Annotated in this window: 21 protein-coding genes; 19 read left to right on the top strand and 2 right to left on the bottom strand. The window is 38.4% G+C overall.

The window, feature by feature from the left end:
* Positions 1-108 precede the first annotated feature (108 nt).
* The gene (gene mntR / locus ACLHDF_RS06695; RefSeq protein WP_251391360.1) at positions 109-540 is read left to right on the top strand and encodes a transcriptional regulator MntR; all 432 of its coding nucleotides are present in this window, start codon (positions 109-111) and stop codon (positions 538-540) included.
* A 100-nt stretch (positions 541-640) separates the two neighbouring features.
* Positions 641-1522 carry a patatin-like phospholipase family protein gene (locus tag ACLHDF_RS06690; protein ID WP_413918131.1) on the top strand — a complete coding sequence of 294 codons (882 nt, stop codon included), beginning with the start codon at positions 641-643 and terminating at the stop codon, positions 1520-1522.
* 29 nt (positions 1523-1551) lie between these two features.
* Here ACLHDF_RS06690 and ACLHDF_RS06685 read toward each other — a convergent pair whose 3' ends face one another.
* Together ACLHDF_RS06685 and ACLHDF_RS06680 are read right to left on the bottom strand one after the other, a co-directional pair.
* Positions 1552-1950, bottom strand: coding sequence for an SA1362 family protein (locus ACLHDF_RS06685; protein WP_013059160.1), 399 nt, complete (start codon positions 1948-1950; stop codon positions 1552-1554).
* Between the two features lie 48 nt (positions 1951-1998).
* Positions 1999-2955, bottom strand: a complete 957-nt coding sequence (locus tag ACLHDF_RS06680; protein ID WP_413918130.1) for a DUF1385 domain-containing protein — start codon at positions 2953-2955, stop codon at positions 1999-2001.
* Between the two features lie 309 nt (positions 2956-3264).
* Here ACLHDF_RS06680 and ACLHDF_RS06675 point away from each other — a divergent pair, with 309 nt between their 5' ends.
* From ACLHDF_RS06675 to nusB, 17 genes are all read left to right on the top strand, one after another.
* Positions 3265-3801, top strand: a complete 537-nt coding sequence (locus ACLHDF_RS06675) for a YqhR family membrane protein (RefSeq protein ID WP_413918129.1) — start codon at positions 3265-3267, stop codon at positions 3799-3801.
* Positions 3802-3925: 124 nt separating this feature from the next.
* Entirely contained in the window at positions 3926-4363 is a 438-nt protein-coding gene (gene aroQ / locus ACLHDF_RS06670; protein ID WP_413918128.1) for a type II 3-dehydroquinate dehydratase, read from the top strand.
* A 1-nt stretch (position 4364) separates the two neighbouring features.
* Positions 4365-5423: a M24 family metallopeptidase gene (locus tag ACLHDF_RS06665; RefSeq protein ID WP_413918127.1), complete on the top strand. Its 1059-nt coding sequence runs from the start codon at positions 4365-4367 to the stop codon at positions 5421-5423.
* Between the two features lie 19 nt (positions 5424-5442).
* On the top strand, positions 5443-6000 hold the full coding sequence (efp, locus tag ACLHDF_RS06660; protein ID WP_413918126.1) for an elongation factor P: 558 nt from the start codon (positions 5443-5445) through the stop codon (positions 5998-6000).
* A gap of 138 nt (positions 6001-6138) precedes the next feature.
* On the top strand, positions 6139-6420 hold the full coding sequence (locus tag ACLHDF_RS06655; protein ID WP_413918125.1) for a YqhV family protein: 282 nt from the start codon (positions 6139-6141) through the stop codon (positions 6418-6420).
* 65 nt (positions 6421-6485) lie between these two features.
* Complete coding sequence (spoIIIAA, locus tag ACLHDF_RS06650) at positions 6486-7433, top strand: stage III sporulation protein AA (protein WP_413918124.1); 948 nt, start codon at positions 6486-6488, stop codon at positions 7431-7433.
* Between the two features lie 6 nt (positions 7434-7439).
* On the top strand, positions 7440-7952 hold the full coding sequence (gene spoIIIAB, locus ACLHDF_RS06645) for a stage III sporulation protein SpoIIIAB (RefSeq protein ID WP_413918123.1): 513 nt from the start codon (positions 7440-7442) through the stop codon (positions 7950-7952).
* 19 nt (positions 7953-7971) lie between these two features.
* The gene (gene spoIIIAC, locus ACLHDF_RS06640) at positions 7972-8178 is read left to right on the top strand and encodes a stage III sporulation protein AC (RefSeq protein ID WP_013059151.1); all 207 of its coding nucleotides are present in this window, start codon (positions 7972-7974) and stop codon (positions 8176-8178) included.
* Positions 8179-8198: 20 nt separating this feature from the next.
* A complete protein-coding gene (spoIIIAD, locus tag ACLHDF_RS06635) occupies positions 8199-8582 on the top strand; it encodes a stage III sporulation protein AD (RefSeq protein WP_413918122.1) in 384 nt (127 codons plus the stop codon).
* Positions 8583-8606: 24 nt separating this feature from the next.
* A complete protein-coding gene (gene spoIIIAE / locus ACLHDF_RS06630) occupies positions 8607-9791 on the top strand; it encodes a stage III sporulation protein AE (RefSeq protein ID WP_013059149.1) in 1185 nt (394 codons plus the stop codon).
* A gap of 5 nt (positions 9792-9796) precedes the next feature.
* Positions 9797-10417, top strand: coding sequence for a stage III sporulation protein AF (spoIIIAF, locus tag ACLHDF_RS06625; protein ID WP_413918121.1), 621 nt, complete (start codon positions 9797-9799; stop codon positions 10415-10417).
* Entirely contained in the window at positions 10414-11076 is a 663-nt protein-coding gene (spoIIIAG, locus tag ACLHDF_RS06620) for a stage III sporulation protein AG (RefSeq protein ID WP_413918120.1), read from the top strand. The genes spoIIIAF and spoIIIAG overlap by 4 nt, the downstream gene beginning before the upstream one ends.
* Before the next feature lie 13 nt (positions 11077-11089).
* Positions 11090-11734 carry a SpoIIIAH-like family protein gene (locus ACLHDF_RS06615; protein WP_413918277.1) on the top strand — a complete coding sequence of 215 codons (645 nt, stop codon included), beginning with the start codon at positions 11090-11092 and terminating at the stop codon, positions 11732-11734.
* 352 nt (positions 11735-12086) lie between these two features.
* Complete coding sequence (accB, locus tag ACLHDF_RS06610) at positions 12087-12590, top strand: acetyl-CoA carboxylase biotin carboxyl carrier protein (RefSeq protein WP_243555965.1); 504 nt, start codon at positions 12087-12089, stop codon at positions 12588-12590.
* Positions 12591-12602: 12 nt separating this feature from the next.
* A complete protein-coding gene (gene accC / locus ACLHDF_RS06605; RefSeq protein ID WP_413918119.1) occupies positions 12603-13955 on the top strand; it encodes an acetyl-CoA carboxylase biotin carboxylase subunit in 1353 nt (450 codons plus the stop codon).
* A 29-nt stretch (positions 13956-13984) separates the two neighbouring features.
* Positions 13985-14386 carry an Asp23/Gls24 family envelope stress response protein gene (locus ACLHDF_RS06600; RefSeq protein ID WP_413918118.1) on the top strand — a complete coding sequence of 134 codons (402 nt, stop codon included), beginning with the start codon at positions 13985-13987 and terminating at the stop codon, positions 14384-14386.
* 221 nt (positions 14387-14607) lie between these two features.
* Positions 14608-15000, top strand: a complete 393-nt coding sequence (nusB, locus tag ACLHDF_RS06595) for a transcription antitermination factor NusB (RefSeq protein ID WP_413918117.1) — start codon at positions 14608-14610, stop codon at positions 14998-15000.
* The last annotated feature ends 79 nt before the right edge of the window (positions 15001-15079 follow it).

The following is a 15079-nucleotide window of genomic DNA, read 5'->3' as shown; positions in this document are numbered from 1 at the left end:
ACACGTTTTTTTCACATAGATCATCAAACATGAACACGATATCACTATAAGAAACAGACATTTATGACTTATTATTAGCAATACATAATATTAATTGGGGGAGATTTCATGCCTACACCGAGTATGGAAGATTATATTGAACAAATATATATGCTAATTGAAGATAAAGGATACGCTCGAGTGTCTGATATTGCTGATGCATTGGCGGTTCATCCCTCATCTGTAACGAAGATGGTTCAAAAACTAGACAAAGATGAGTACTTAATTTATGAAAAATACCGAGGCCTTGTTTTAACAGCTAAGGGACAGAAGATCGGTAAACGTCTTGTTTATCGCCATGAGCTTTTAGAACAGCTACTGCGCATCATTGGCGTAGATGAGAAAAATATTTATGATGACGTAGAAGGAATTGAACATCACTTAAGCTGGAACTCCATCGACCGAATTGGAGATTTAGTTCAATACTTTGAAGAAAATCATAATCGTATTCAAGATCTTCGCAATGTACAAAAACGAAATGAAGAAGAACAAACATTATAAGAAAGAAGCAGTGCCGCTATTGGTCACTGCTTTTTCTTTTTATCATAACTTGTTGCTGAGTCGACTACAAATGTAGAGTGGGTAGTTTGGAGGAGAGGCTGTGTACGTCGACGGAGTGTTTTCAGGTGGCGGTATTAAAGGGCTTGCACTGATTGGCGCGTTACAAGCTCTAGAAGAAAAAGGCTTTATTTTTCGGCGGTTAGCCGGAACGAGTGCGGGTTCTATTATTTGTGCATTTGTAGCAGCCGGTTATACGAGTGAAGAGATTATTGAAATGATGAATGAAATTGAATTATCTTCTTTTTTGGATCAACGAATGTCCTTTTTACCATCAAGCTTGACGAAATGGCTGTTTTTATATTGGAAAATGGGATTGTATAAAGGAGAAAGGCTTGAAAAGTGGATTGCTGAGAAATTGCGGAGCAGAGGAATTCGTACATTTGCTGATTTGCCTGATCAATCGCTGCGTATTATTGCTTCAGATTTGACCAACAGTACGATGCTTGTTCTTCCAGATGATTTGCCTAAATATCAAATCGACCCTAATCGTTTTTCAGTAGCAAGAGCCGTTCGAATGAGTTGCAGCATTCCATACTTTTTTGAGCCGGTTAAATTAAAGTCTACCCCAAGCAGTTTAATAGTTGACGGGGGCGTGTTAAGCAACTTTCCCATCTTCCTATTTGATGACGATAAAAGTCTTAAAAAACGACCGGTAATCGGTGTGAAGCTGAGCCCGAAAGATGAAGAAAGGGAGCGCAATAAAATCAAAAATGCCGTTGGTTTATTCAGCGCGCTTTTTGAGACGATGAAAGATGCGCACGATGCGAGACATATCTCAAAACGTCACGAAAAAAATATTATCTTTTTACCCGTTAATCAAGTTTTTGCGACAGAATTTATCCTCACAGAAGAACGAAGGGAAGAGCTGATTGCGTTTGGTAAAAAGCGTACAAGGGCATTTTTGAAAAAATGGTGCTATTAAAAAAACAAGGAGGGTTTTCTCCTTGTTTTTTAAAAGAATGCTCTATTTTTCTTTTTTCCTTTTTTACCTTCGATGACGGTCAAGTGTGAGTTGTTTTTCTTTTTCTTTAGCGGTTTCGTTGATTTGGATACCGGGCGCTTATTTGAGCTTCGGTACGTATGCATATCAACTTTGTTGCTTCCTCGCTCTTTTTCTTTTTGACGCAGTTTTGATTGCTTTACTGCGCGCACATAGCCTCTATCTTGACCTTTTGTCTGAGAAGGGCGGAGAATAAACCGATAAACTAAGTAAAACAAAATGATAAACAGAAAAATATAACCTGCTTGACGTAATAAAACAGCTGGATCTGTAATCAACGTAAATGCAAAGCCAATGACTCCTAACCCGATTAGACCATATACAAGTGGTTTCACGAATGGACGTCTCATTTTGTTCACCTCCTAAAATAGTAGAAAAAGAAAGCAAAACGGTGTGGATTAGACAACTTGTTCGTCAGTGGTAGAAGAAAGTTCATTTTCAACGCGTAAAAGTTCTTTGAATGAAGCGATCGCAACTTCAACTTGATCATCTTTTGGTTCTTTGGTTGTTAAAAGCTGAAGCCATAAACCGGGATAACCTAAAAAGCGAAGAAGAGGGACATGACGAACTTTATTGGTTAACTGTAAAACTTCAAATGATAAACCAAGGACAACTGGAATTAATGCAAGGCGATCCACAATTCGTAACCAAAGAGGATCCGTTGGAACTAGTAGGTAGACAAACATTCCTACAACTACGGTAAAGAGGATAAAGCTACTTCCGCAGCGGTAATGAAGTCGAGATTGTGCTTGAACGGCTTCTACCGTAAGTTCAGCATTGTTTTCATATGCATTAATGACCTTGTGTTCTGCTCCATGATATTGAAACACCCGTTTAATAAGTGGCGTTTGTGAAATCACATAAATATAGCCAAGGAGCAATAATAGTTTAAATACTCCTTCAATAAAAACTTGCGCTACACTTGAAGTGAAAACAGGACGTGTCAATTGTGCTAAAAACACAGGAATCAATGTAAATAGTACTTTCCCGAAAAGAAAGGATATTACACCAATAGTTGCAACGCCAAATATTAAAGATAGTTTTGATTCTTTTTTCTCTTTTTGTTGTTCTGCTGCTACTTGAGCATCATCTTCTGGGTTCACATCATAGCGTTCAGAGGAAAAGTTCAAGTGCTGCGTACCGTTTGCACTGGCTTCAACAATAGCAGCAATTCCTCGTAAAAAAGGAATTTTTTTTAAAGCAGTGAGTACGGAATTTGATTTTCTTTTTGAATGAAAATAATCAATAGATTGATCTTTGCGGCGAATGGCCGTCACCATAATGCGTTTGCCACCGAACATGACGCCTTCTATAACGGCTTGACCACCATACGCAGGTTTTTGTAATTTAGACATTTCAGGCACCAACCTAACTTAAACTAGACTTCTTAGTATTTTATATTCTACAGCAAAATCAAATAAACCTCTAGGCGGATGCATGTTATCTAGTTTAGCCAATATTTTTCATCTCCACACCCTTGTTATGAATTTTTTTCCTTTCACTTATAAAATCTGTTTATGAAATCTTGTTCGAAGTAGTTTTAAAATGCCTCTGTAATATGAGGATGCCTTCTTGCGTATAGGAAGAGTAATAAACGTAAAAACTTAGAAATGAGTCGGTAGCAAATGAGAAAAAAGTTCATACTACATCAAGAGGTGATTAATGTGTCAGAACTTAAAGAACAGCATGAAAAAAAGCAGGACAACCACCCTACACATAAACAGGAAATATCTTTTTTATTTAAAGTCATCTTTATTTCCTTTTTTGGAGGGGTTTTCTGGAGCTTTATTGGCTATTTAAATTATCTGTTTAGCTTTAGTGTTATTAATCCAAATATGCTTTTAGATCCGTGGGCGTTAGGTAATTGGAAAGATAAAGGAATAGGTGTTATTGTCAGTATATTTCTTATAGCAGTACTATCTATTGTTGTCGGGTTGTTATACTATGTCCTGCTAAAGAAGTTTAAAACAATTTGGATAGGTTTAGCTTACGGCTTACTATGGTGGGCAATTGTATTCGTTGTTTTGAATCCGCTCTTTCCCAATTTAAAAACAGTTGGAGAGCTTCCAGCTAACACGATTATTTCATCCCTCTGTATTTATATTTTATATGGTGTGTTCATCGGATATTCCATTTCTTTTGAAGCTGCAGAGCTTCAAACAAAAGATGAGTCTACAGATTTTCAAACGGCGAATAAGTAGTGTGAATGTTCCAACGTATGCTAATATATTCTATATAATGATTTAAAAAGAAAAATAAAGTGCAAATAGCTTACACAGCTAAGCTACATAAAGGGTTCGTAGTAGGGGAGAGTGTTGAGTTAAGATGAATAAGATTTTAGTAATAAACGGTCCTAATTTAAATCGGTTAGGCGTACGTGAACCAGCGGTATATGGGACAGATAATCTTCAAAATCTTGAAGAAAAGATTCAGCGAGCAGGAAGAGACCACGGGGTAGAAGTTGAGTGCGTGCAGTCAAATCATGAAGGTGTAATCATCGACTGGATTCATGAAGCAGACGAAAAATTTGATGGAATTATGATTAATCCTGGCGCTTTTACTCACTACAGCTATGCGATTCGAGATGCGATTGCTAGTATATCTGTTCCTGTTATTGAAGTGCATATTTCGAAGGTACATAAGCGCGAAGAGTTTCGCCACCACTCTGTGACGGCACCTGTTACACATGGTCAAATTGTGGGGCTAGGTTTATACGGATACGAACTTGCCCTGCAGGCACTTTTACAATTAAGGGGGAAATAAGATGAAAATAGAAAAACTACGCGAACAGTTTTCAAAGTTGAATGTAGACGGTGTCGTGATTACAAGTGAATACAACAGACGCTACATGACTAATTTTACAGGCTCTGCTGGTGTCGTTATCATTTCTGAAGACAAAGCGGCATTTGTAACAGATTTTCGTTATGTTAAGCAAGCAACTAGTCAAACGGAAGGTTTTGATATTGTTCAGCACAAGGGTCCTATTGTAGAAGAAGTAGCGAATGTAGTGAAAAAATTTGGAATTAAAAAGCTTGGCTTTGAACAGAATTATGTTACATATGGACAGCACCAATTATTTGATAAGCATATCGGTGCGGAACTTGTTCCAATCTCGCACGCAATCGAAAACTTACGCTTGATAAAGAGTGACTCAGAGATTAAGATATTAAAGGAAGCTGCAAAAATAGCAGATGCAGCATATGAACATATTTTAACCTTTGTTCGTCCTGGTTTAACAGAACTTCAAGTATCTAATGAACTGGAGTTCTTTATGAGAAAACAAGGCGCAACATCTTCATCCTTTGATACAATTGTTGCTTCAGGGCATCGTGGAGCTTTACCGCATGGTGTTGCTTCTGACAAAGTAATTGAAAAAGGCGAACTTGTGACGCTTGATTTTGGCGCATACTATAATGGTTACTGTTCAGATATCACACGAACATTTGCTGTCGGTGAAGTAAGTGATAAACTGAAAGAAATTTATAACGTCGTACTGCAAGCACAGCTTAACGGAATGAAAGGCATCAAAGCAGGCATGACGGGTAAGGAAGCAGATGCGCTAACGCGTGATTATATTACAGAACACGGATACGGCCAGTATTTTGGACATTCGACCGGTCACGGCGTAGGGTTAGAAGTACATGAAGGCCCATCACTTTCTGTGAAATCTACAGATGTACTGCAGCCGGGTATGATTGTAACCGTTGAACCAGGTATTTACATACCAGACTTAGGGGGCGTTCGTATTGAAGATGATACGATCGTCACAGCAGAAGGTAATGAGGCATTATCGCACTCATCAAAAGAGTTCATTATTTTATAAAATGTAGGAGGATTTCTTCATGATTTCAGTAAATGATTTTCGTACAGGTTTGACAGTAGAAGTAGACGGAGGTATTTGGCGTGTAATGGATTTCCAACACGTAAAGCCTGGTAAAGGCGCTGCATTCGTCCGCTCAAAACTACGTAACCTTCGTACAGGAGCTGTTCAAGAAAAAACGTTCCGTGCAGGTGAAAAAGTAGCAAAAGCTCAAATTGATAATCGTAAAATGCAATATCTATATGCAAGCGGCGATCAGCACGTATTCATGGACAACCAGTCTTATGAGCAATTAGAGCTTCCGGCTAGTGCAATTGAATATGAACTAAAATTCTTAAAAGAAAATATGGAAGTTGCAATTATGATGTATCAAGGTGAGACGTTAGGTGTTGAACTTCCAAACACAGTTGAGCTTAAAGTAACAGAAACAGAACCTGGTATCAAAGGTGACACAGCTTCTGGTGGTACAAAACCGGCAACTGTTGAAACTGGTTTAACAGTAAACGTTCCGTTCTTCGTAAATGAAGGCGACGTATTAATTATTAATACAACAGACAGCAGCTACGTATCACGCGCGTAATTTGGTAGTGTAAGCAAGCTGTAAACACACAAAAAAGGCCGAGAATCATTCTCGGCCTTTTTTGTGTGTTTTTTTGTGCTAACTCTTCCTTATTTTGCATAGGTTGTACTAAACAATGCAGAGATATAGGAGGGGCTTATGAAGCAGTGGTTAGATCATTTAAACGGTACGGTATTAACGATGGCGTGCCTTCGATTTATTTCTTCATTTATTGAGTTTATTGCCGCTATTTTGATTGTGACAAACAATGATGTGAAAAAAGCGTTAATGATTAATGGGATGTTAGCGCTTGTTGGTCCCATTGTAATGGTGAGCTCTTTCACCATAGGTTTAGTGTCCGTAGCAGATCAATTATCTTTTGGGAAATTAATCATGATTATAGTAGGAGTACTCTTCATTTTAATCGGCGTTTTTAAATAAAAGGTAGGCATAAAATGGTCAAGCTCATAATACATTGAAGTGAGTTCAAATATGAGGGGATGAATATGTTAAACGAAATACTTGCAATTTTTCCGCCTAATTTAAAAAAGACTGTTGAATTTTATGTAACACACCATTCTCATGTACTAGAAGAAATTCGAGTACGTATAGGAAGGCCTGTCGAATTTACAATCAACAATCAGCCTCATTTCGAATCGTATCTTCCAACCGCAGAAGATGCTTTATTCATCTTAAATAAATTAAGTCAGTTTTCAATTTATATGATTGAAGAAGAATTGAAAAAAGGATATGTAACTATTGAAGGCGGACATAGGGTTGGACTAGCTGGAAAAGTTGTAACGGAAAATGGACAGGTTCGTGTGATTCGAGATGTAACATCCTTTAATATACGGATTGCTAAACAAAAGATTGGCATTTCGAATCAGCTTATTCCTTTTTTATACAATCGCTATTGGCAAAGTACGGTCATTATAGGACCTCCGCAAACAGGAAAAACAACCATGATCCGTGATCTAGCCAGAGTAATAAGCACTGGTATAGAGCGCTCTAACATTCCTCCATTCAAAGTAGGGATTGTAGATGAACGCTCAGAAATTGCTGGGGCTGTTAAAGGGGTTCCTCAGCATACGTTCGGATCCAGACTGGATTTATTAGACAGCTGTCCAAAAGCCGAAGGCATGATGATGATGATTCGCTCCATGAGCCCTGATGTGCTGATCGTAGATGAGGTCGGAAGTGAAGAAGATTGTAAAGCCGTACTTGAAGCCGTTAATGCTGGTGTTCGTGTCATTATGACTGTTCATGGCTATGATATTGGTGATTTAATGAAGCGTCCCACTTTGCAAACTTTAATAAAGCTTCACGTATTCAAACGGTATGTTGTGCTATCGAACAGCCGAGGTCCTGGAACACTTCAGGCTATCTACGATGAGCATTATAATTCCATGAAAACGTCCGCTGAAAAATCGCTTATTGAAAATAGTAAAGGGTGATGGTGTATGAAACTGTTTGGTGCCATCTTTATCTTATTTGCTTCAACTTACACAGGATTTGAATTTGCAAAGCAGCTTAGTGCAAGACCTAGGCAGCTCAGGCAATTAAAAACGGCTCTTCGGTCGTTAGAAGCGGAAATTATGTACAGCAATCGGCCTCTTCAAGAAGTTGCACATTTGTTATCTCTACAGCTTCCCAATCCTTTGGCGTCTTTATTTAGTGAGTTTTCAATCAAATTAAAAGAAGGTACCGAAAGTGTCAAGGAAGCTTGGGAAAAGACGTTGGACCAATTTTGGAAACAAACCGCACTTAAAACGGGAGAACTAGAAATTTTAAAGCAATTTGGTGAAACGCTTGGCCAGCATGATCGTTATTCGCAGCAAAAACACATCTTACTGACGCTCAACCATCTCGAACGTGAAGAACAAGATGCAGTTGATAAGCAGAATCGCTATGAAAAAATGGTTAAAAGTTTAGGCTTTCTATCTGGATTGCTACTGGTCATCCTATTGATGTAGCGATGGAGGAGGATTGAATGTGGGAATTGATATGAACACCATTTTTCAGATTGCTGGGATTGGTATCGTCGTAGCTTTTTTAGTCACCGTACTCGAACAGATGGGAAAAAAAGATTACGCGAATTGGGTTACCCTTATCGGCTTTATTTATATTTTATTTATGGTTGCTTCGATTGTAGAGGACTTATTTCAAAAAATTAAATCGGTTTTTTTATTTCAAGGGTAGAGGGGTGATTTGCCATTGAAATGCTTCAGATTGTGGGCTTAGGATTAGTAGCTACATTTTTGGCTCTTATTTTAAAAGAACATAAATCACCTATTGCCTTTTTACTTGTCTTATTCGTGGGATCCGTGATCTTTCTTTTTTTAATTGATCAAATCTACGAGATTATTAAGATGGTCGAGCGGCTGTCGATTAATGCTCACGTTAACATGATTTATGTGGAAACCATTTTGAAAATTATTGGTATTGCTTATATCGCTGAATTTGGTGCTCAAATTACGAAAGATGCAGGGCAAGGTGCCATTGCTTCTAAAATTGAGTTAGGTGGAAAAGTGCTGATTCTCTCCATGGCAATTCCTATTTTAACGGTCATTATTGAAACGATTATTTCAATGCTGCCCAATTAATTTTACTTAATATGAGGTGACGAAATGAAGCGGTGGACGTTTAAAGTGAATATACTCGCTCTTCTTTTGTTCCTCTTTTTTTTCTTTCCAGAAAATGTACAAGCTTCCGAACCCCCGAAGCAGCAAGAACTTGTCAATGAACAAATTGATAAGCTCGGTATCGACGAAGTCAAACAGTTTTGGGACGATATTATTACCCAATACGGCGGCTTTTTACCCGAGAGTCAGAAGGGAAGTTTAGTCGATTTTTTAAAAGGAGAAAAAGAGTTTTCTCTTAAAGAATGGCTAGGAGGTCTTGTGAAGTTTTTATTTCATGAAGTGTTAGCTAACGGAAAGCTCCTTGGTACGCTCATTATGCTAACGGTTTTTAGCGTATTTTTGCAAACGCTCCAAAGTGCGTTTAATCAGCAAACTGTAAGTAAAGTAGCTTATGCGCTTGTATATATGGTTTTGATTATCATTGCTCTTAATAGCTTTCAAATTGCCATCTCTTATGCAACGGGAGCGATTGAGACCATGACCAAATTCATTTTAGCTTTGGTGCCTTTACTGCTTGCCCTAATGGCATCGTCAGGAGGAGTTGTATCGGCCGCTTTTTTTCATCCGATGATTTTGTTTTTAATGAATACAAGCGGTTTGCTAATTCAATACGTAGTGATGCCATTACTTTTCCTTTCAGCACTGCTTAGCATTGTAAGCACAATTTCAGATGAGCATAAAGTTACACAGCTTGCTCAGCTATTGAGAAATATAAGTATTGGGGTGCTTGGGATATTCCTAACCGTTTTTTTAGGGGTACTATCCGTTCAAGGCGCCACGTCAGCTGTTGCTGACGGTATTACGATTCGAACAGCAAAATTTGTCACAGGGAACTTTATACCTGTTGTAGGGCGCGTGTTCACGGATGCGGCGGATACAGTTATCAGTGCCTCGCTTCTATTGAAAAATTCAGTAGGTATTGCCGGAGTAGCAGTCTTGCTGTTAATCGTCGCGTTTCCGGCTATAAAAGTGTTAACGCTCGCTTTTATCTATAAGCTAGCAGCAGCTCTTCTTCAACCCATTGGAGGAGGACCGGTTATTTCCTGCTTGAGCATTATCAGCAAAAGCGTCATCTATATTTTTGCGGCGCTTGCGGTTGTCTCACTTATGTTTTTCTTATGTTTAACGGTCATCATTACAGCGAGCAACGTCACAATGATGGTGAGGTGAAGAAAATGCAGGCATTAACAGCGTGGATTACCAATATTGTTCTTTTTATCTTATTAGCTACCATTATTAATTTACTGTTGCCCAATTCTAGTTTTCAGAAGTATACGAAGCTGGTAGTTGGACTTCTTTTAATGCTGATTATTATTACACCTGTTTTTCAAATTTTTAAAGTGGATGTTAATCAAATGCTGAAATCACTTAGTTTATCATCTATTCGATCCGATCAGCAGGTAGAAAATTCAATCGAAAATCAGAAAAAAGAAATACAAGCTTCACAACGTGCATATATTTTAGAACAAATGGCTGTCCAAATGGAGGCAGATGTAAAAGAGGAGTTGATGGATCAGTATGGTGTAGCAATTGATCGAATTCACATTGAGACAAAAAAGCCGAACGACGAACCTACCGCTGATAATATTAAATCCATTTCAGTTGCCGTAAGTGAAAAAGCATCAAATGATTCCGAGGTTGTTTCAGCTGTGAAAGTTATTTCTATTGATACCTCCACACCGATCGAAACAAACAAACCAACAGAATCCAAGAAAGTATCCAACTATTTAGCAGCAAAATGGGACGTAAAACAAGGCCAAGTTGTTGTGAATATGGAGGAGGGAGACACGAAATGAGTCAAAAGCCAGAAAAAGGTGACCCATCATTTTTTCAGCGGTTCTTTTCATTTAAACAGTCATCAACTACGAAGAAACCTTCAAAGTTAATGTATATAGGTATTTTACTAGCTGCAGGCGTTATCTTTATGGTATTTAGCAACTCACTCACAACATCTATGAATTCAGGCGGGTTACTAAAGAGTGCAAGTAAAGAAACCAGCGCACCACCGGTATCACAGGATGTCCCGGCTTTTAGTTCCAAAAAAACAACAACGATGACAGGGTATGAAGATCAGTATGAGGAAGAATTGAAAGATATTTTAGATCAAGTTCGAGGCGTGAGTAAGGTAAAAGTAATTGTGAACCTAGATGCAACAGAATCCAAAATATATGAAAAAAATAGCGTGACGAAATCGCAAACGACCAATGAAACGGATCGTGAAGGAGGGACTCGTAAAGTTGAAGATTCCTCAACAGATGAACAGCTGGTCATTGTAAGAAGCGGAGAACAAGAAAAGCCGGTTGTAGTCAAAACCGAAAAGCCAAAAGTACGAGGTGTGTTAGTTGTCGCTAAAGGAGCTGATAATATCGAGGTAAAAAAATCTATCATTGAAGCTGTAACAAGAGCGCTCGATATACCGAGTCATAGAGTAGCAGTATTAGCGAAAAAAGGATGAGGGGGAAATGAATATGTTATTAAAAAAGCAAACAGTTTGGTTATTAACAATGTTAAGTTTAGTTGTTGTGTTATCGGTGTACTATATGACAACGCCTGAAAATCCTCAGAGTAATGTTGCGCTAGTAGACAACGAAAAACAAAACGAAAAGCAGGCCGATGACAAGGCACCTGCAGAAGATACAAAACAACAAACAGATGAGAAGTCAGGAACAAAAGAAGATTCAAAAACTGAAGGTTCAGGAGAAGGTGTAAAGAAAGAAACGGCTAAAAATGCAAAAGAATCAGCGGTTGTCTCAAGTACAGATAGCGACGAGCTATTTACGGCGCTTCGCTTGGAATTAAATGATGAAAGAAGTCAACTAAAAGAAGAGTATCAAGAAGTAGCAGCATCAAAAAATGTGACGCCTGCAGAAGTAAGCAAGGCGATGGATAAAATTGATGAGCTATCGAAGCTTGGGGAAAAAGAAGCAACGCTCGAAACATTAATTAAAGCAAAAGGATACAGTGACGCGTTAGTAAGAGCAGACGGAAAGCAAGTGCAAATTACGGTTAAGACAGAAAAACACTCAAAAACAAAAGCAAACCAAATCATTCAGTTAGTGAAAAAAGAAATGGGTCCAAAAGAAGTAGCGGTAGAGTTTCAGCCAACTAAATAAAGGGAATAAAAGAAGTGTAAACAGCCGCAAAATAGGGTTTTTTACACTTCTTTTTTTATGAAATGACTAAAACCTAAGCGAGACGGTAAAAATTTTAACATGGCTTTCTTTTTTTACTTCGGTTATAATAGGTTTCATAATCTTATATTAGTACTAGGTGACAAATGTTTTTATAAGTGTTGTCATCTGTAAAGCTATGTTTCCATTTATAAAACGATAACGCTAAAAAGGTTATTATAGAGTAAGTGGAACTTCTTTTTAATGTTTGCCAAACGAATTGAATGGCTGTAGCCATCTATCGTATTATTAACATTGTAGAGAATTCTATTTTCATGAGGTAGGAGTGTTCAATATGTTAAAAATTCAAGAGATCCGTGAGATCATTAAACTAGTTGATCAATCATCAATCGAGGAGTTCACCTATGAGCACGAAGGCTCCAAAATCAAGATGAAGAAAAAAGACGCAATTGTTTCAAAGCAAGCGCAGCAAGTAGTCGTTTCGGCTCCTGAACAAGCAGCACCTGCACCGCAGGCAGCAGCGGCTCCAGCGCCAGCTCCAGCAGCACAGTCTGCTCAACCAAAAGAAGAACAAGCGGCCCCAGCGGTTGATGAAAGCTTACATAAAATTACATCTCCGATGGTAGGGACGTTCTATGCATCATCATCACCAGAATCGGATGTATACGTAACTCCTGGAGATAAAGTACAAAAAGATTCGGTTGTATGTATTGTAGAAGCAATGAAATTATTTAATGAAATCGAAGCAGAAGTTAAAGGTGAAATCGTTGACGTATTAGTTGAAAATGGACAACTTGTAGAATACGGTCAACCTCTTTTCTTAGTAAAGCCTGAATAAGGAGCGGTAAATATGATTAAAAAGCTATTAATTGCGAATCGAGGAGAAATTGCGGTTCGAATTATTCGAGCATGTAAAGAGTTAGGTGTAGAATCAGTAGCTGTTCATTCTCAAGCTGATCGCGAATCTTTGCATGTACAATTAGCAGACGAAGCGTATTGTATTGGACCAACAGCATCGAAAGACAGCTATTTAAACTTTACAAACATTATGAGCGTTGCCATGCTAACGGGCTGTGACGCCATTCACCCCGGATACGGCTTTTTAGCTGAAAACGCTGATTTTGCAGAGCTATGCAGAGAGTGTAACGTTACATTTGTAGGGCCAAGTCCTGAAGCCATTAACAAAATGGGAACAAAAGACGTAGCGAGAGAAACGATGCGTGAAGCGGGTGTGCCGATTGTTCCTGGTTCAACTGGAATTGTAGAATCAGTGGAAGACGGTATGTCAATTGCCAATGATATTGGTTATCCTGTTATTATTAAAGCAACGGCAGGAGGCGGAGGAAAAGGAATCCGCGTTGCGAAAAATGAACAAGAGCTTATCAAAGGTATTACAATTACGCAGCAAGAAGCTGCTACAGCTTTCGGTAACCCTGGTGTTTACATTGAAAAATTCATTGAGGATTTCCGTCACGTTGAGATTCAAGTGTTGGCTGATTCTCATGGAAATACCGTACATTTAGGAGAGCGTGATTGCTCGATTCAACGCCGTCTTCAAAAATTAATTGAAGAAACACCTTCTCCAGCATTAGATGAAAAAACGCGGGAATTAATGGGTGACGCTGCTGTTAAAGCTGCTCAAGCCGTTGATTACACAGGAGCAGGAACCGTGGAATTCATTTATGATTATCGTGAAAATAAATTTTACTTCATGGAAATGAATACGCGTATCCAAGTAGAACACCCTGTTACAGAGATGGTGACAGGAGTTGACTTAATTAAAGAACAAATCAAAGTTGCAAATGGTGAAACTTTACCGTTTACACAAGAAGAAGTGACATTTAACGGATGGGCAATTGAGTGCAGAATCAATGCAGAAAACCCAGAGAAAAACTTTATGCCATCACCAGGTACGATTCAAATGTACTTGCCGCCAGGTGGCTACGGAGTGCGAGTAGACTCTGCTGCATATCCGGGCTATGCTATCCCTCCTTACTATGATTCAATGGTGGCTAAATTAATTGTTCATGCGCCAACTCGTGAGGAAGCTATTGAACGAATGAAGCGCGCATTAGATGAATTTGTTATCGACGGCGTTGCGACAACTATTCCTTTTCACCAAAAACTATTAAATCATGAAAAATTTGTTGGCGGTGAATTCAACACGAAGTTTCTTGAGCTATATGACGTAATGAATTCTTAGTATAATATAAACTATAGGAGGTGCTGTACATGAATGAAAATCATGTATTAGAAATGGAAGAACACCCAAATTCTCTTGGCAAAGTAGAAATTGCTCCTGAGGTTATTGAAGTCATTGCGGGTATTGCTGCTTCTGAAGTAGAAGGCGTTTCTGCAATGAGAGGAAATTTTGCAGCTGGCGTTGTGGAGAAACTAGGAAAGAAAAACCACGGTAAAGGCGTAAAAGTGGACTTAACAGAAAACGGGATAAAAGTAGACGTATTTTGTATGATGAAGTTTGGTGTGTCTATTCCAAATGTAGCGCAACAAGTACAAGATAACATTCGTCAAGCTCTTAAAAATATGACAGCTATTGATCTCGATGAAGTAAACATTCACATCGTAGGGATTCAGTTTGATACGCAAAAAACTGATATTGAAGAAATTGAATAAAACAAACGTTTACCTAACAGCTGTTGCTAAAATGGAATAACGTATGATTACTTGTTCCTTTTCAACACAAGCTATGGTAAAGTGAAAAAGACTGTCTCGTCATAAAGACGGTCTTTTTCGTGTTCTATAAACTTCGTATAAGAAGAATGAAGTATCGTTTCATAAACTATGCTATTATCTAGGTATACTAGTTGAAGAAGATAAATAAAGGAGCAAAAACAATGAAAAGACATACAGCACGCCAAAAAGCACTACAAGCACTATTTCAGCATGATTTAGGGCAGACCGAGCCAATGGAGGCAATCGGAAATGTTGTACAAAATGAAAAGTCTGATCAATTTTTAGAAAGTCTTGTGCTAGGTGTGGTTGAACATCAGCAAGAAATTGATGAACTTTTACGCAGTCACTTAGAAAAATGGACGTTAGATCGCGTAGCTACAGTGGATCGTGTTATCCTACGTATTGCCGTATACGAAATGAAATATGAAGAAGAAATTCCTACGAGCGTTACGTTAAATGAAGCGATCGAGTTAGCGAAAACGTTTGGCGATGATCAATCAAGCAAGTTTATCAACGGGGTATTGTCTAAAGTGTTAACAACTTTATCTAAATAAAGATTCATCTTGCCAAATCAAGTGACTAAAATGCTTCTCTCCTTTATGTAAAGGGGAGAGGGTGACTGCAAAGGAGGCA

This window comes from Priestia megaterium (assembly GCF_046599315.1).
GTDB classification, from domain to species: Bacteria; Bacillota; Bacilli; order Bacillales; family Bacillaceae_H; genus Priestia; species Priestia megaterium_F.
The sequence above is the reverse complement of the archived record's forward strand: the minus strand, read 5'-3'. Positions and strand labels throughout refer to the sequence as shown.